17 protein-coding genes and 1 riboswitch are annotated in these 17,054 nt (G+C 61.2%); of the genes, 12 read left to right on the forward strand and 5 right to left on the reverse strand.

The window, feature by feature from the left end; genetic code table 11:
- Positions 1–5: 5 nt before the first annotated feature.
- Positions 6–944 (forward strand): AraC family transcriptional regulator, encoded by a 939-nt coding sequence (locus REH34_RS27065; RefSeq protein WP_311969859.1) that lies wholly within the window; start codon positions 6–8, stop codon positions 942–944.
- Positions 945–996: 52 nt separating this feature from the next.
- Here REH34_RS27065 and REH34_RS27070 read toward each other — a convergent pair whose 3' ends face one another.
- Positions 997–2,553, reverse strand: a complete 1,557-nt coding sequence (locus tag REH34_RS27070; protein ID WP_226502164.1) for a UxaA family hydrolase — start codon at positions 2,551–2,553, stop codon at positions 997–999.
- Between the two features lie 49 nt (positions 2,554–2,602).
- Positions 2,603–3,922, reverse strand: a complete 1,320-nt coding sequence (locus tag REH34_RS27075; RefSeq protein ID WP_311972172.1) for an MFS transporter — start codon at positions 3,920–3,922, stop codon at positions 2,603–2,605.
- 176 nt (positions 3,923–4,098) lie between these two features.
- Here REH34_RS27075 and REH34_RS27080 point away from each other — a divergent pair, with 176 nt between their 5' ends.
- Positions 4,099–5,046 (forward strand): LysR family transcriptional regulator, encoded by a 948-nt coding sequence (locus tag REH34_RS27080; protein WP_311969860.1) that lies wholly within the window; start codon positions 4,099–4,101, stop codon positions 5,044–5,046.
- A 237-nt stretch (positions 5,047–5,283) separates the two neighbouring features.
- On the opposite strand, the gene REH34_RS27085 is transcribed toward REH34_RS27080, so the two are convergent.
- A complete protein-coding gene (locus REH34_RS27085) occupies positions 5,284–6,210 on the reverse strand; it encodes a DMT family transporter (RefSeq protein WP_311969861.1) in 927 nt (308 codons plus the stop codon).
- Positions 6,211–6,284: 74 nt separating this feature from the next.
- Here REH34_RS27085 and REH34_RS27090 point away from each other — a divergent pair, with 74 nt between their 5' ends.
- A complete protein-coding gene (locus REH34_RS27090) occupies positions 6,285–7,139 on the forward strand; it encodes a LysR family transcriptional regulator (RefSeq protein ID WP_311969862.1) in 855 nt (284 codons plus the stop codon).
- A gap of 51 nt (positions 7,140–7,190) precedes the next feature.
- On the opposite strand, the gene mgtA is transcribed toward REH34_RS27090, so the two are convergent.
- The gene (mgtA, locus tag REH34_RS27095; protein ID WP_311969863.1) at positions 7,191–9,953 is read right to left on the reverse strand and encodes a magnesium-translocating P-type ATPase; all 2,763 of its coding nucleotides are present in this window, start codon (positions 9,951–9,953) and stop codon (positions 7,191–7,193) included.
- A 741-nt stretch (positions 9,954–10,694) separates the two neighbouring features.
- Positions 10,695–10,868, forward strand: a riboswitch (yybP-ykoY riboswitch).
- Here mgtA and REH34_RS27100 point away from each other — a divergent pair.
- The 8 genes from REH34_RS27100 to REH34_RS27135 all read left to right on the forward strand — a co-directional run bounded on the left by REH34_RS27100 (position 10,857) and on the right by REH34_RS27135 (position 15,456).
- Positions 10,857–11,900 carry a hypothetical protein gene (locus REH34_RS27100; protein ID WP_311969864.1) on the forward strand — a complete coding sequence of 348 codons (1,044 nt, stop codon included), beginning with the start codon at positions 10,857–10,859 and terminating at the stop codon, positions 11,898–11,900. (Overlaps the previous riboswitch by 12 nt.)
- A gap of 190 nt (positions 11,901–12,090) precedes the next feature.
- On the forward strand, positions 12,091–12,645 hold the full coding sequence (locus REH34_RS27105) for a cytochrome b (protein ID WP_311969865.1): 555 nt from the start codon (positions 12,091–12,093) through the stop codon (positions 12,643–12,645).
- Between the two features lie 65 nt (positions 12,646–12,710).
- Positions 12,711–13,250: an RNA polymerase sigma factor gene (locus REH34_RS27110; RefSeq protein ID WP_226502171.1), complete on the forward strand. Its 540-nt coding sequence runs from the start codon at positions 12,711–12,713 to the stop codon at positions 13,248–13,250.
- Positions 13,247–14,032, forward strand: coding sequence for a hypothetical protein (locus REH34_RS27115; protein ID WP_311969866.1), 786 nt, complete (start codon positions 13,247–13,249; stop codon positions 14,030–14,032). The genes REH34_RS27110 and REH34_RS27115 overlap by 4 nt, the downstream gene beginning before the upstream one ends.
- Before the next feature lie 86 nt (positions 14,033–14,118).
- Positions 14,119–14,274 (forward strand): hypothetical protein, encoded by a 156-nt coding sequence (locus REH34_RS27120; protein ID WP_226502173.1) that lies wholly within the window; start codon positions 14,119–14,121, stop codon positions 14,272–14,274.
- Position 14,275: 1 nt separating this feature from the next.
- Complete coding sequence (locus tag REH34_RS27125; RefSeq protein WP_311969867.1) at positions 14,276–15,022, forward strand: DUF72 domain-containing protein; 747 nt, start codon at positions 14,276–14,278, stop codon at positions 15,020–15,022.
- 67 nt (positions 15,023–15,089) lie between these two features.
- Complete coding sequence (locus REH34_RS27130; protein WP_311969868.1) at positions 15,090–15,266, forward strand: hypothetical protein; 177 nt, start codon at positions 15,090–15,092, stop codon at positions 15,264–15,266.
- 40 nt (positions 15,267–15,306) lie between these two features.
- Positions 15,307–15,456 carry a hypothetical protein gene (locus tag REH34_RS27135; RefSeq protein WP_226502176.1) on the forward strand — a complete coding sequence of 50 codons (150 nt, stop codon included), beginning with the start codon at positions 15,307–15,309 and terminating at the stop codon, positions 15,454–15,456.
- A gap of 47 nt (positions 15,457–15,503) precedes the next feature.
- Here REH34_RS27135 and REH34_RS27140 read toward each other — a convergent pair whose 3' ends face one another.
- Positions 15,504–15,995, reverse strand: a complete 492-nt coding sequence (locus REH34_RS27140; RefSeq protein ID WP_311969869.1) for a MarR family transcriptional regulator — start codon at positions 15,993–15,995, stop codon at positions 15,504–15,506.
- A 630-nt stretch (positions 15,996–16,625) separates the two neighbouring features.
- Here REH34_RS27140 and REH34_RS27145 point away from each other — a divergent pair.
- Positions 16,626–17,036, forward strand: a complete 411-nt coding sequence (locus REH34_RS27145; RefSeq protein ID WP_311969870.1) for a DUF2946 family protein — start codon at positions 16,626–16,628, stop codon at positions 17,034–17,036.
- Positions 17,037–17,054 lie beyond the last annotated feature (18 nt).

Consider the following 17,054-nt stretch of genomic DNA (forward strand, 5'->3'; position numbering starts at 1 on the left):
ACGCCATGAATGAGCATGACCCGTACACGACGACCCTGGTGCGCTTGCTCGAGCAGCTCGCGCCGCTGGAAGGCTACAACCTCAGCGCGCTGGACGATGTGCGCTTTTTGCGTTCCAACCGGCCGCTGACGCGCACGCCAGTGCTGTACGACCCCGGTATCGTGATCCTCTGCCAAGGCCGCAAGCGTGGCTACCTGGGCGAAGAGGTGTACATCTACGACGCTCAGCATTATCTGGTGGTGTCGGTGCCGGTGCCTTTCACCATGGAGACCGACGCCAGTGCCGCCGAGCCGATGCTGGCGTTGTACATGCGTCTGGATTTCAAGCTTGCCAGCGAGTTGCTGCTGCAGGTCGACGAGGCGCTGGGTGCCAGCTCAGCGCCGCCCAAGGGGATGTACGCCTCGCCGATGGATGACTCGTTGCGGGCTTCGACGCTGCGCTTTGTGCAAGCCATGAGCGAGCCGCTGGATGCGCAGATTCTCGGGCCGGCGCTGGTGCGGGAAATCTATTACCGCATCCTCACGGGCGAGCAGGGCGGGTCGATGCGCGCAGCGCTCAATCGCCAAGGGCACTTCGGCAAGGTCACCCGCGCCATCCGCAAGATCCACACCTGCTATCAGCAGCACCTGGACGTCGAATCCCTGGCCCAGGAGGCGAGCATGAGCGTACCCAACTTTCACCTGCACTTTCGCAGTGTCACCGACTCCTCGCCCATGCAATACGTGAAGTCGACGCGCCTGCATCAGGCGCGCTTGCTGATGCTGCGCCACGACATGAGCGCGTCCTCGGCGGCGTTCAACGTCGGCTATGAAAGCGCGTCGCAGTTCAGCCGCGAATTCAAGCGCTTTTTTGGCCGCACACCGCTAGCGGAGATCGAGTGGATGAAGGCCACTTACGCCTTGCCGGCACCGACCACGGCCTCGATCTACGTGTCGTCGCACTGAGTCAGGTGAGCCTCGATCGGGGTTATTTTCAATCGACCCGACACCCCATCACTCAAGTGATCGCCCCGATCTGCCACGGCACGAATTCGTTCTGACCGTAGCCGTGCTGTTCGCTTTTGCTTTTGTCACCCGAGGCGATGCGCAGCATCATGCGAAAGATATATTCGCCGCGTTCCTCGATCGTCATGGTGCCATCGGCGATCCCGCCGCAGTTGACGTCCATGTCTTCTTCCTGGGTTTCCCACAGGCGGTTGTTGGTGGCGAGCTTGATGGAGGGCGAGGGCGCACACCCATACGCCGAACCTCGACCGGTGGTGAAGGCAATCAGGTTGGCCCCGCCGGCGACCTGACCGGTCGCGGAGATCGGGTCATAGCCTGGAGTGTCCATGAACACCAAGCCATGGGCCTTGACGGTCTGCGCGTACTCGTAGACATCCACCAGGTCGGTGGAGCCCGCTTTGGCCACGGCGCCGAGGGATTTTTCCAGAATCGTGGTCAAGCCACCGGCCTTGTTGCCCGCTGATGGATTGTTGTTCAGTTCGGCATCCATACGCTTGCAGTACGCTTCCCACCAATGGATACGCGCGATCAACTTTTCCCCGACTTGCTGGCTCACGGCGCGGCGCGTCAGCAAGTGTTCTGCGCCATAGACCTCTGGCGTTTCCGAAAGAATCGCGGTGCCGCCGGCGGCCACCAGACGATCGACCGCATTGCCCAGCGCCGGGTTGGCGGTGATGCCCGAGTAGCCGTCCGAACCGCCGCATTGCAGGCCGATGATCAGGTGCCTGGCACTGACCGGTTCACGCTTGACCTGGTTGGCTTCGGCCAGCAGCGACTTCACTTGAGCAATGCCACTGGCGATGGTTTTTGAGGTGCCGCCCGTGCCCTGAATGGTAAAGGTGCGCAATGAATCGCTGCTTTTCAGGCCCTGAGCGGCCAGCAATTCGGAGATCTGGTTGGTCTCGCAGCCCAGCCCGATCATCAGCACCGAAGCAAAGTTGGGGTGGATGGCATAACCGCCCAGCGTCCTGCGCAGCATGGCCAATGCCTCGCCCCCAGGATCCACAGCGCAGCCGACGCCATGGGTGAGTGCCACGACGCCATCGACGTTGGGGTATTCGATCAGCGCTTCAGGGTGAATGTCGCGGCGGAAGTAGTCGGCAATGGCGCGCGCCACTGTGGCCGAACAATTGACGGAGGTCAGAATGCCGATGTAGTTGCGAGTCGCCACGCGACCATCCGCGCGCACGATGCCCATGAACGTTTCCGCGGTGGGCGCAGGGCGGCCCTTGGCATCGACACCGAAGGCATAATCCCGAGAAAAATCGCCCATCGCCACGTTGTGCACATGCACGTGTTGCCCCGCCTCGATGGGCTGGCTCGCGAAGCCGATGATCTGGCCGTAGCGGCGCACCGGTTGCCCCGCATCGATATGACGCGCAGCGACCTTGTGGCCCGAGGGCACCGGTTCCTGCACCTGAATGCCTTCGGCTTTGAGCTCCAGCCCGGTGGTGAGCGGTTGTCGCGCGATCAATACATCGTCCAGCACGTTGAGTCTGATCACGGCATTGGCGGTGGTTTCACTGCCTGTTGTAGTTATAAGTTGCATGACGGTTCCCTCGGTTTTCAGGTGCAGCAATGGAGTCGGGCCGGACGCGTCAGGCCAATCCACGCTCGCGATAATCAATCAGGCTGGAGAACAGCATCAGTCCTGAAGCCATGACGACGAAGAAGATCAACGCCAGGAAGTATGAACCGGTGTATTGAACGATCAGGCCGATCAAGATAGGTACGATTACCCCGACCATGTTGCCGCACAAGTTCATGCTTCCGCCCAACACTCCGGCTTTGGACTGGCCGCCCAGGATGGCTGGCAAGCACCAGTACATGCCGCACCAGCGAATGAAAAACAGCGCGACACACAGCAGTGTGATGACCACGACTGCATTCGCGCTGTAAGCCACAGCGAGAATACAGAGCGCGGCGACTGCGGCGGAGCCTGCGAACATGCTGCGCATGACGGTGTTGGGTCGACCGCCGGCCGCCTTCCATTTGTCGGACAGCCAGCCACCGCACAGCTCACCGATGAACCCGCACATGAAGATCAGAAAGGTAGCGCCGCCCATGGCCTTGATGTCCAGGTCATGGACTTTGTGCAAGTAGCTCGGCATCCAGGTCAGCAGGCCGTAGAACACGCTGTTGTAGCACGCGTAGCCGGCGAACATTGCCAGTACCGAGCGGCTCTTGAGCAGTTCTTTCAGGATCGCCTTGCGCCCGCCCGAGGCGCGTTTGGCCGCGTCATTGGCGTCAGTGATATAAGCCAGCTCGGCCGCATTCACTTTAGGATGTTCACTGGGGTGGTTTCTGATGTACCACCAGGCCCACACCCCCACGACCATGGTGCCAACGCCCGCGATCACGAAAGCGATCCGCCAGGAGCCCAGCCAGGTGATCAACCCGGCAATGAGGATGGCCCCCAGTGCCGTACCCAGCGGCGCGCCGCCGTCGACGAGCGTTGCACCGCGGCCGCGTTCGTTGGGCGTCAGCCAGGCGCCGTTGAGCTTGGCTCCAGCGGGCATGATCGGCGACTCGGCAACACCCAGGCCGATCCGTGTAATGAGCAACGTGATCCAGTTGTGCGCGCCGCCGGCCAAGGTCTGAAAGAGACCCCAGCCAATGGTGGCAATGCCAATGATGTTGCGGGTCTGGAAACGGTCCAGCAGCATGCCGCCCGGGATCTGCATCAGTGCGTACGACCAGAAGAACGCACTCAGCATCAATCCTTCCAACGCCGGCGTCATGTCGAAATCAGCAGAAATCAGTGGCAGTGCAACCGACAGCGAGGCCCGATCGATGTAATTGATGGCCGAGAGCAGCAGCAGGAGCAAGAAAATCCTCCAGCGCACGGTGGTTGGACGAGCACTTGTCGCGGTCGTCGATGCACTAGCGCTGACGACCTGAACGTTGCCAATGGTCATTTTCATCTCACTCTTATGATTATTATGAAACGCGTGCCTGCGTGAAGGCCTGCCAGCGGTGTGGATCAGACGCTGGGGGGATTCGACTTATCGTTATCGTCAAGGCCACTTTAAATTTCCAGGCTGTTGCTGCCTAATGAGAGCTACGACCCGAGCGATAACTTTCAGGTATACCCATGCTGCCGTCCTTCTCGTCCATCGTTTCTCGCCTGAGGCTCAAACAACTGCGTCTCTTGATTGCCCTCGAAGAGCATGGCTCGGTGCGCAAGGCTGCCGAGCTCATGGCGTTGTCGCAACCAGGCGCCACCAAAGCGTTGCAGGAGATCGAAACGACCTTTGGTTCCAGCCTCTTCGAGCGCACCAGCAAAGGCCTGGAAGCCAACGACCTGGGCCGCTGCGTGATTCGTTATGCGCGTTTGATTCATACCGACCTTGAGCACCTTCGCGAGGAAATGGTCGGCATCCTCCAAGGCCACGGTGGCCGCCTGGCCGTCGGCACCATCATGGGCGCCGTGCCGACGCTGGTGGACAGCCTGGCGCGCCTTCGCGCCAAACAGCCGGAGCTGTCGATTGCCATCGTCGAGGACACCAGTTCGCGGTTACTGAGTCTGTTGGACCAGGGACGGTTGGATGTCGCCATCTGTCGCACCAGCATCAGCCCGCGCCCGACGGCATATCAAACCCGCTTTCGCGCACAGGAACCGCTGGTGGTCGTGGCCAATCCGAGCCATCGGCAAGCCAGCGCACCGGCATTGCAGCTGGCGGACCTGATGGACAGCCGCTGGGTGGTATTCCCGGTCAATATGCCCATGCGCTTGACGCTGGAACGTGAGTTTCGCCAATCGGGCTTGAGTTTTCCGCTCTATGCCATCGAAACCTCTTCGACCTTCACCACGTTGTCGCTGTTGCTCAACGATCAGAATCTGGTGGCCGTCCTGCCGATCGATGTCGCGCAGATGGCGCTGGATCATGGCATGTTGGTCAAGCTGGCCCTGACCATTCAGTCCACTAGTGAACCCTTTGAAATCGTCACTCGGGCCAACGTGGAGTACACGGCGTCGATGGTCTTGTTGATCGAAGAGCTCACCGGCAGGCGTTCTGACTCCGCCGCTTATGCTCCCTAGCGCGGGGCGCTGAATGGGCACTTGGGGCGGAACACGATCCCCCGGTTTGACGGCGCTGCGGACCACGGCAAGAGATGAGCACGGCACTGCAAACAGTTGTTTTATGAGGCAATGTTGTCCACGAAATACTTGAGTATGTCTGTGGATAACTGTCTGTAAGCCATAGGGATCAAGCGTTCGGCGGGTTTGGTCGAAAATCGATCAATCTGCGCTTTTGCCGAGGTATTTAGCGCTACGTCAGCGCGCCGATGCCTCACCGCGCACCACCAGCCACACGCCTACCGCCGACACCGCCGTGCCCACCAGCATCAGCCACGACAGCGGCTCGTCGAACACCGCCCAGGCCCACAGCAGGGTGACCGCCGGGCTGAGGTACAGCACGCTGGCGACTCGTGTCGGTGAGGAGCGTTTGACGCACAGCCAGTAGAGCCCATAGCCGCCGAGGGTGGCGAGGGTCGCGGTCCACAGTACGCTCAGGGCAAACCCTGTGGTCGGCAGTGGCAGCAGGCTGCCCTGGCTGGCCACCACTGCCCCGAAAGCGACCGCGGATACCGCGCACTGCAACCACAGATTGCCCAGCAACCCCAGCGATTCGTGAGCCTGCAAGCGCTTCTGCCACAGCGTCGCCACGGCCAGTGACGCCATGCCCAGCAAGGGTAGGCCGTAGGCCCACAGCGGCGCGTTGCCCAGCGCCAGGGCGTCGTGAGCGACCACCACCACGCCCACTAGCCCAATGCCCAGGCCTGCCCACACGCTCCAGTGCAGTCGCTGGCCCAATACGCCCGCAGCCAGCAGCGCCATGCCCACCGGCAGCAGGTCGGCCAGCAGCGCCGCAAGCCCGGCCGGCACGCCCAAGGCAACGCCCTGGACTACGCCCAGCAAATAACCACTCATGGCCAGCAAGCCGATGCCGGCGTTTTTCAACAACACCACTAGCGGCGTGCTTTTCAGCGTGCCAATGACGAAGGGCAGCAGCGCCAAGGTGACCAGCACGCAGCGCCAGAACACCACCAGCAGCGCGGGGGCGTAGTCGATGGAAAAGCGCGCGCCGATAAAACCGGAACTCCAGCTCACCACCAGGCCGAGCTCCAGCAGCGGCAAGGGCAGGCGATAGAGGAGCTTCACCGGGGGACGCGGGCAGGGCAGTGCTGAGGTCGAGTTCATAGCCACAGGCTACCCAAGGGGTGTAGTCTGATAAATCAAAATTACTTGCACCAGTTGTTCACGTTAGGTGAAGCATGAACGCCATCCTCGATATCGAGCTGTTGCGCACCTTTCACGCCGTGGTGCGCCTGGGCAAATTCAGCGCCGCTGCCCAGCAGTTGCACAAGAGCCCTGCGGCCGTCAGCGTCCACGTCCAGCGACTTGAGGCGGTGGCCGGCGGGCGCCTGCTCGATCGCGACAACCAGTCGGTGGCGCTGACGCCGCTGGGCAAGCGCCTGCTGGCCGCCACAGCAGAACTCTTGCACACCCATGACCGCGTGCTGGCGCAGTTGCAGGGCACGCGCCTGGCCGGGCGCATCACCCTCGGGGTGCCCGATGAATACGCCGCCCACGTCATCCGCGACATCCTGCCGATCTTCACTGCGGCCTGGCCCAACGTCGTGCTGGAGGTCAAGACGGCGCCCAGCTACACCCTCAACCAGTGGGTCCAGCGCGGCAAATTGCAGTTGGCACTGATGTCGCAACCCCGCGGCCAAGGTAGCCCGGTGGCGCATGTGCTGGCGGTGACGACGCCGGTATGGGTGACGGCGGCCTCGGCCAGTAGCGCCTGGCCCGATCCGCTGCCGGTAGCGCTGTACGCGGCTGACTGCCCATATCGACAGGCCATGCTCGAATCCCTGAAGCGCGCCGGTCGACGCTGGCGAGTGGTGCTCGACAGCCCGTCGACCCAGGCGGTTCGCGCTTGTGTCGAGGCCGGCCTGGCCGTCGCCTTGATGGACCGCGAGGCGGTGACGGCGGCCATGACGGTGCTCGAAGGTATGCCTGACATCGGCGAGCACGAGGTGGTGCTGGTGCGCTCGGCCTCGGCCAAGGACGATGAGGCAATCGAGCTGCTGGCGCAGAGTCTCCACCAGCACTTTCGGCTGTAGGCATAAAAACAGGGTACGGACTTATGATCCGTACCCGCTTCGAACGCAGCCTTATTGCCAGCCGTACCGACGGCTGTAGATGCCTTTCATCGCCTGGGTCAGTGCCACGTAGCCGATCAGGATGAACGGCAGCAAGGCGAAGTACAGCGGTGGCAACGCCTGCAGCTTGAAGTACTCGGCCAGCGGGCCCATCGGCAGGAAGATCCCGACCGCCATGATGACCCCGGTCATGATCATCAGCGGCATCGACGCGCGGCTTTGAATGAACGGCACCTTGGCGGTGCGAATCATGTGCACCACCAGGGTCTGGGTCAGCAGGCCGACGATGAACCAGCCCGACTGGAACAGGGTTTGATGCTCGGGAGTCTTTGCCCCGAACACGTACCACATCATGAGGAAGGTGGTGATGTCGAACACCGAGCTGATCGGCCCGAAAAACACCATGAAACGGCCAATCTCGCCGGGCTGCCAGCGCTGGGGTTTCTGCAGTTGCTCTTCATCGACGTTGTCGAACGGAATGGCGATCTGCGAGATATCGTAAAGCAGGTTCTGCACCAGCAGGTGCATGGGCAGCATCGGCAGGAACGGGATGAATGCCGAGGCGACCAGCACCGAGAACACGTTGCCGAAGTTCGAGCTGGCGGTCATCTTGATGTACTTGAGCATGTTGGCGAAGGTGCGGCGCCCTTCGAGGATGCCCTCTTCAAGGACCATCAGGCTTTTTTCCAGAAGGATGATGTCGGCGGCTTCCTTGGCGATGTCCACGGCGGTGTCCACCGAGATGCCGATATCTGCCGCACGCAAGGCCGGGGCGTCGTTGATGCCGTCACCCATGAAGCCGACCACATGGCCGTTGCTCTTGAGCATTCGCACGATCCGCTCCTTGTGGGCGGGGGTCAGCTTGGCGAAGACGTTGGTGGTCTCCACGGCCTGGGCCAGCTGGGCGTCGGTCATGCCCTCGATATCGCCGCCCTTGAGCAGCCCTTGCTGGGCAAGTCCCACTTCGCGGCAGATCTTGGCGGTGACCAGTTCGTTGTCGCCGGTGAGGATCTTCACCGCCACGCCGTGTTCGGCCAGCGCCTTGATGGCCGGTGCGGTGCTTTCCTTGGGCGGATCGAGGAACGCTACATAACCGATCAGGGTGAGCTCCTGTTCATCGGCCAGGCCGTAGACGCTTTGCGCCTGAGAGGTATGACGCGCCGCCACGGCGACCACGCGCAGGCCCTCTTCGTTGATCGAAGCGGTGACCTGGCGAATCCGGCTCAAGAGTGCTTCGGTCAACGGCTCGTCGATCTCGCCATGGCGTACGCGCGTGCAGACTTGCAGCACTTCTTCGACCGCGCCTTTGCAAATCAGCAGATGCTGGTGATGTTCATGTTCGGCGACCACCACCGACATGCGCCGGCGCACGAAGTCGAAAGGCACTTCATCGACCTTGGTGAAGGCGGTACTGACCTGCAGTTCGCTGTGCACTTCGGCGTGCTCGAGCACGGCGACATCGAGCAGGTTCTTCAGGCCGGTCTGGTAGTAGCTGTTGAGATAGGCCATTTCCAGCACCGCGTCGGACTCTTCACCCCAGACATCGACGTGGCGGGCGAGGAAGATCTTGTCCTGCGTCAGGGTGCCGGTCTTGTCGGTGCACAGTACATCCATGGCGCCGAAGTTCTGGATCGCGTCCAGACGTTTGACGATGACTTTCTGGCGTGACAGCACCACCGCGCCCTTGGCCAGCGTCGAGGTGACGATCATCGGCAGCATTTCCGGGGTCAGGCCGACGGCGATGGACAGCGCGAACAGCAGTGCTTCGGTCCAGTCACCCTTGGTGAAGCCGTTGATGAACATCACCAAGGGCGCCATCACGAACATGAAGCGGATCAACAGCCAGCTGACTTTGTTGACGCCGGCCTGGAACGTCGTCGGTGCGCGGTCCACCGCACTGACCCGCTGCGCCAGGGCGCCGAAATAGGTGTGCTGACCGGTCGCCAGGACCAGCGCGATGGCCGAGCCTGACACCACATTGGTGCCCATGAACAGGATGTTGTCCAGTTCCAGCGGGTTGATCGAGGCAGCGCCGGGCTGCACCACGAACTTCTCTACCGGCATCGATTCACCGGTCATGGCCGCCTGGCTGACGAACAGGTCCTTGGCGGTCAGCACGCGGCAATCGGCCGGGATCATGTCGCCGGCCGACAGCACCAGCATGTCGCCGGGCACCAACTGGCTGATCGGCAGCTCGATGCGCCCTGGTTTGCCCATGGCTTTGGGCGCAGGCGCCTGCGCGGCGTCCGGTTCGGCGGACGGCGAGGACCGGCGCAAGACCGTGGCCGTGTTGCTGACCATGGCCTTGAGCGCGTCGGCGGCCTTGTTGGACTTGATCTCCTGCCAGAAGCGCAGGAAGGTCGACAGCAGCACCATGCTCGAAATGACCACGGTCGCCTTCATGTCTTCGGTGGCGAAGGACACGATAGCAAGCAAGGTCAGGAGCATGTTGAACGGGTTTTTGTAGCAGTCCCAGAGGTGGCGATACCAGGTCAGCGGCTTGTCGTGCTGGACTTCGTTGGCACCGTGGATGGCCCGCAGCGCAGTGGCCTGCGCCTCGGTCAGGCCGTCTTGATGGGCGTCCATGCGCGCGACCAGCTCGGCGGGAACGGCCTGCGCCGCTTCGGCCAGTGAGCTCGCCAGGGTCTTGGGTACTTCACGGCTCACGCCGGTGCCGCTCATGCTCTCCAGGATGGTGCCGCGGCGAAAATGCTGGGCCTGACGGCGAGAGCGCAGCAGGCTCTGGAAGAATTCTTTCAACAGTTCGTATTTCATGGTGATCAACTCCAGGTGGCGCCCACGCGACCACACGGGGTGGTCACGCAGGCCGGCTCAAATACGGGTCTTCGGACATGGTTTCAAAGGGCCTTTATGGCTGACTGGAATGGGGTAATCGTTCGGGTACGGCCTCGCCACTCATCGAGCGGCCCTGCATCCAACGCAGGGGATGCAGGAGAAAGGCGAAACAGGCTTTTTGACGGTTTTGGCGCATGGTATTTCCCCGAACAACCAGAGGGCGGGCAAAGAGACCTTGGGCGGACACTTGAGGCGAGTCCATGACGACGCGACGCAAAACACGCGCGCCCATGAATGATCCGCCAGTCGCAAGACTGCGCAGTCAGAAGAGAAGGGGTGACTACAGGCGCATTGACAATGCGCTGAAGGTACCGCCTTTCACGCTCGGCGAAAGACGGCAGGAGACCTGCGGGCTAGATCGCTGAGCTGATTCCGGTTCCGCGAACCGGCTGACGTCTGTCACTCGAACAAGTGCCCACTGAGGGTCTCCGTATTGAAAATCTGCGCGGAGTATACCCAGCGCAATCGCCCAGACAACCCACTAACGAAAAATTCATTTTCGCCGCCGCGACCTGGCGGAGCAGGGCACTGATCGGTATTAAACGGCCTCAAGTGCAAATGCGATTGAGTGTTATTTAATGAAATTTGATGACGTTTATATGACAAGTCGATCAATGTTTAATGCGCTTGCAATATCATCTGCTCGCTGGAATAATGCGCGCCCTTGTCATTGGGGAGTAGCTATCTTCAACCGCCCGGTTGAAGAGTTCACGTCAACATAATTGAAGCCCCTTGCTTCATGGCGTGATCAGCACATTCAGTCAAGTCTGAATATGCCCGGCGAGACCTTTGGCCACTGCGTGTTTACCGACCGGGTAAGCCATGCCGTGTGCCATTGGTAATCTGCTTGCCCGGTCTGTGCGTCTGATGATTTCAACCCTAGTGCTGTTCTTCGCCTCTGCTGCGATTATTTACTTGTCATGCGAATTCTTCGTCAATGGCATTGAATGGTGCGGCCGCCATATGAAACTGGGTGCCACAGCGGTGGGCACTGTACTGGCGGCCTTTGGCACGGCGTTGCCGGAAAGTGCCGTGACCTTCACCGCAGTTGCCTTCGGCACCACTCCTGAACAGAAGGACATTGGCGTTGGCTCGGCCATGGGCGGCCCTTTGGTGCTGGCGACCATCGCCTATGCCGTGGTCGGTTTTGCGCTCTGGCTCAACCGTCGCAAGCTCGCGCGTGGCGACACTCTGGTCCGCGTCGATCGCAAGGCGTTGGCCAACGATCAGCTGGCGTTTCTGGTCATTTTCGTGTTCAAGGTCGGCCTTGGTCTGGTGGCATTCGCTATCAAACCCTGGTTGGGCATATTGTTCTTGGCCTCCTATGGCTTATATGTCTGGCGAGAAATTACCAGCGCCGATACTGCTCCTGAAGAGGAAGAGTTGGAACCGCTGAAGATACGCCCCGGTAACGCGTCGATGGGCTGGGCGGCATTGCAATCGATCATTGCCTTGTGTGTCATTGGCGCCGCCTCGCATATCTTCGTTTCACAGTTGGAACATATCGGCGTTCTCTTCGGTATTTCACCGCATATCGTGGCGTTGTTGTTGAGCCCGGTGGCTACGGAATTGCCGGAAATCATGAACGCGCTGATCTGGATCAAACAAGGCAAAGAGCGCTTGGCCTTGGCTAATATCTCTGGCGCCATGATGATTCAGGCGACGATTCCCAGTGCGTTGGGTCTGTTCTATACGCCGTGGTTGTTCGATACACCGTTGTTCGCCTCTGGTGTTGTAACAGCGTTCTCGGTAGCGATCACTTGGTTCATGTTCCGTAAGGGCGAAGTCGATTCGCGCAACCTGATGGCGATTGCCCTGCTGTACGTCGCTTTTGCGGCCTATGTCGGCTGGTATTTCTTTCACTGAGGCGTGCCGTCGATCGTGCGTTGATGCAGGCCCAGCCCGCAGGAGGTCAGGGAGACCGCTGCGGGCTCGGTGGTCGCGGCTCGGTTGCCCGCTGACTCCCGCCAGCGGTGGAAAGTTTTTTAGTGGCGAACGAATAAAGTCCCGCCCCCAGGTGTTCACTACGGGTCACCCCTCCATAAGGTCGCCCCTGATGCTCGTCGCCAAGCCCTTGCTCACCCCGCGTGAACGTTATGATCACGCCACGATGTTCTTCCATTGGGTCACTGCCGTACTGGTGATCGCTTTGTTCGCCAGTGCGCAGATCTGGTCGTTCCTGGCCAAAGGCACGCCGTTGCGGCATAACCTGCAAGCGTTGCATATCTCCATGGGGATTCTGCTGGCCGTAGCGATCATCGGGCGGCTGCTGTGGCGCCTCACCCAAGGTCGCCGCCTGTCTCACCTGCCGGGGGTGGCCGGGCTCGCAGCCAAGGCCGGGCACGCTTTGTTGTATATCTTGTTGCTGGCGCAGATCGTGCTGGGGTTCATGTTCCGCTGGGCCCAGGGTGAGGCGTTCGAGTTTTTTGGCGTGTTCAGCGTGCCATCGCTGATGGCGCCCAACCCGGACTGGCGCCACACTCTGGGAGGGCTGCATGAAAATGTCGCCTGGGCGCTGATCATCCTGGCGGGGCTGCATGCCTGCATGGCACTGGCCCATCATTATTGGTTCAAGGATGGCGTGCTGGTGCGGATGTGGCCTGGGCGCTGATCGCTGATTGCCGATCGCTGATAGTTGTGCCGAGCCCTGCCTGAAGCCTGCGTGGAATAGACCCTGTGCCGATCGAACCGCCCGAGCCCTACAGTACCGACAACGTCCGCCAGGGCCTTTCCCCTTGCTTGGCCAGGCTGTGGCGCTACGCCTGGGTGCTGTCGCGCGAGCGCCATGTCGCCGATGACCTGGTCCAGGCCACTTGCGTGCGGGCGCTTGAACGGGCAGGGCATTATCGGCCCGGTACACGCCTGGATCGCTGGCTGTTTTCGATCCTGCATTCCATCTGGCTCAACGAGGTTCGCTCACAGCGCGTGCGTCACGGGCAGGGTTTCGTTGACAGCGACAGCCTGGCTGCCGGTGACGAGGGCCTGGCGGTCGAAAACCAGATTCTCGCCAGCCAGGTCATGCGCCAGATTCAGGCACTGCCCGAGGCCCAGCGCGAGACGGTGTTCCTGGCCTATGTGGAAGGGCTCAGCTATCGGGAAACAGCCGATATCCAGCAGATTCCCATCGGCACGGTGATGAGCCGCCTGGCCGCCGCGCGCATACGCCTGGCGGAACACATGAACCTTGCACAGCACCTTTCGGGTGGCCAACCATGACACGTACACGCCTTGAACTCCCTTCGGATACGACGCTGGTGGCGTTTCTGGATGGCGAACTGGACGCCAGCGACGCGGCGCGCATCGAGGCCTTGCGCGAGCGCGAACCGGCCATCGCGCAACGCCTGACCTTCCTTGAACAGGGCTGCGTGGGCATCCCGGAAGGCTTTGCACCGCTGCTCGACGCCGCACCGCTGGCGCACTTGCAGGCCATGCTCGGCGGCCTGCCACCTGTCGCTGCGGCCACGCCGGTGGCGAGTTCGTGGTCGCGGCGGCGCTTGCTGGCCGGTGCGGCAGCCTGCGTGGTCGCTGGCGTAGTGGCGGACCGCACCTGGCACGGCTGGCAATCCACCCACTGGGTCGCCAACGGCAGCTGGCGCGGCTCGGTGGCCCAGTACATGGCGCTCTATACCGAGCAGACGCTGGAAGGTCTCGACCCCAGCGCCGCTACTCAGGCGCCGCAACTGGCTCGGGTCGGCGAGCAGTTGGGGATTGCTCTGACACCTGCGTGGATCAGCCTGCCCGGGGCGCACCTGCGCCGCGCCCAGGTGCTGCGCTACGACGTCGACCTGATCGCGCAACTGGTGTACCTCGATCAGCAGTACGGGCCGTTGGCGCTGTGTTTCGTGCGATCTGCCGACGCGCCGCACGCCCCGGCCGAAGAGGTTCGCAACGGTCTTAACGTGCTGTATTGGAATGATGGGGAGCACGCCTGGATGCTCGCCGGGCGTAATCCCATGGCCGATCTGCGCAGCAAGCAAGCGCGTCTGGCACTGGGGTAGCGTCACCTGCGCGCCGACTGAACGTTTGGCCGCGGGCTTCTTCCAATGCAGTGCATCCCCTCAATCGATGCATCACGGAGAAGCCCATGACCCCTGAAACCGAAGGCAATGAAGAGAAGGGCCCGAATGGCCTGCCCTATGTGAACGATCCAGGCAAGCATCCGCAAAATGACGATGCCGATGAAGCGAGCCCTGACGACCCAGATATCGCCGGGATAGATGGCAGCGAAGAGCCCGAGTAACGTGCAGTCCGAGCGCCCAAGTGCAGTAGTCGGCTGCGCCGGCTGGAGCCTGTCGCGTCAGTACGCCGCGCACTTTGCGGCGCAAGGCACGCATCTGCAGCGTTACGGCGCACGCTTGGGCGGTGTTGAAATCAACAGCTCGTTCTACCGGCCCCATCGCCGCGAGACCTACGTACGCTGGGCCGAGTCGGTGCCTGATGATTTTCGCTTCAGCGTCAAGGCGCCCAAGTTGATCACCCACGGTCAGCGCCTGCAGGGCTGCGAACAACTCCTCGACCTGTTTATCTCCCAGTGCTCTGGCCTCGGGGCCAAGCTGGGCTGTCTGCTGGTGCAGTTGCCGCCCTCCTTGACGTTCGATGAAGCGGTGGCCGAGGCTTTTTTCGCCGCACTTCGTCAGCGGTTCGCTGGCGGCGTGGTACTGGAGCCGCGGCATGCCTCGTGGGCGGCCGCCGAGCCACTGCTGCAAGCTCAGCGTATCGCGCGCGCCGCCGTCGACCCGTCGCGCTTGAGCGGCGATTCGACTCCCGCTGGCTGGTCAGGATTGCGCTACTGGCGTCTGCATGGATCGCCGCGCATCTATCACGACAGTTACGACACGTCGCAGATACAGTCGCTCGCGGTCGAGCTGGTTGCCGCCGCACGTGCAGGAGCCCAGTCGTGGTGCATCTTCGACAACACGGCCAGCGGTGCGGCGGTTGGCAACGCGCTGGAATTGGCCGAGCTGACCGACCATTCGTCATTGAATTGAAAGATATTCTGTGCAACTGCGGGCCGGCGATTTTCATAGGAGTACCACGTCAGGAAAGAGGCCTGCCATGTACATACGCAAAACACCCATGGCGGCAAAATTCGCAATGGGGGATTTTCGTCACGGTCTGGAAGGTTTCGACGAACAGGCCTTTGTTTCGCGCCAGCAGTTCCGTGCGGCGTTGACACTCGACTTGTTTGCAATCGGCAGGTTTCAGACGTTTCGACAGCACATTAAACTGTGAATGGCAGGTTGGCGTTCACTCGATAAGGCAGGAGACAGTCATGAAAAAGACCTATGCATGCATAACGTTCTGCAGCCTGTTGGCGCTGCATGGATGCTTCCAGAACGACGACAACAAGACCAAGGCCAATACCGACACCAGCAAGGCGTCAGTGCAGATGCAAAACGGCAATAGCGAGGACAAGAAGTAACCTGATGCGGCTATGCGTCAGTGGGACGGGTGCTGCGTGTGCACGTATCAGCCCGCGCGCAGCGCCTTGACTGGGCGGGGCTCTGGCACCTGCTGCGGGGCGGTCTTCAGGGTCGGGGCTTGCATCGCTTGCGAAAGCTTTCTTAGCGCGTCATTCAACGCCGCCAGTTCTGCCAGAGGGGACCGCATGGCGATATCCTTGCAACCATCGTTCAACGTCTGCGAGGCCTGCTGGAACATCTTCAGCCCCGACTGGGTGAGTCGCAAGTACACCAGTCGGCGGTCGTGGCCGACTTTCTCGCGACGCAGCAGTGATCGGCGTTCCAACTGGTCCAGTATCCGAGTAACACCTGACGTGGAGATATTCAGCGCGTGGGAGCAGTGACTGGGGGTCACGGTCTTGCGCGAGACGATCAACTCCAAGGTCTGAAATTGCACGACGCTCAGCTCCCATTGCAACAACTGCGAGGCAATGCGGCAATGGAGAATATTGCTGGCCTTTTCCAGCAGCTGGAAAGCTTCAAGATGATGAGTGTTCATTGCGCCGCCTGGAATCAGGAAAAAGGTTACGCCGTCGAGACTGAAGTCACTGTCATGAGCGTGCGAGATATGATCCGGATTGTCCCTTGAACAAGGGCAGCGATCATCACCCTTTTATGCAATGGTGAGTTTCGCGCAGAAGGTTGAGTTTTGCGGGGAGTTGGGATAGGTCGTTGTGGGTTCCAGCAGATACACCCTTTGGGCGATGGGTGTGTTTGCACTTTAGCGCTTTTGCCCTGTCGCTTGTTTAAAAGAATTTATAACTAGGGTTATAGACTGAGGCGGCGCATCAGCGCGGGAGTTGACGACAGGTCGACTGCGCAGGCCAGCACCGAGCGCGCCATCAAGCGTGTCGCATATCCGAAGTAGGCGCTGCCATCGACACCGCTTTCGCGAGCAAGCTTTGCTCCCACAGGTGCCAGCAGTCCCTGAGTCATACACCTGTGAAAGATTTGCTCCCACGGTGGGCACAGATCCCGAGTGGTACACCTGTGGGAGCAAGGCTTGCCCGCGAAAAGGCCCGCCCAGACAACGTAGAGGGCAACGCTTATGCTTTTGCCGCAAGCCCTTCAAACAATCCGTTGCTAGGCGCCGTATTGTCAGAATGCTACATTCGCGCCCATGAATTCCTTGCGCGCCCACCGCCTGCCGCTTGTCTGGATGCTGTTTGCCTTCGTCCTGTTCAACGGCCTCGCCTGCAGCATCGGCCATGGGCTGATGATGGGGATGGACGCTGCGCCCGAGCAAAGCACGCCGCACGATGAGGCGGCGTCCACGGTCGATGCCCATGCCGGGATGCAAATGGACATGTCGATGCCGATGCAGCCCGCCATGGAGCCTGCCACAAGGAGTAGCCATGACAGCCTGAAATCCATGTTCGGGGCCTGTACCTTCGCCGGCATTCTGGCCATGGCCATGGTGGTCTTTGCTGCCCTGGGCTGGCTGATTCGCTTGCGGCAAACACCCGCCGCGCTTCATGAGCGTTGGCCGGTGTCGTCCTTCCGGTTGTTCTTTCCCGCCCTCAACCCCCGCGCGCCTTAGCCCCCCTCGCGCTGTCAA

This window comes from Pseudomonas baltica (assembly GCF_031880315.1).
Lineage (GTDB): Bacteria > Pseudomonadota > Gammaproteobacteria > Pseudomonadales > Pseudomonadaceae > Aquipseudomonas.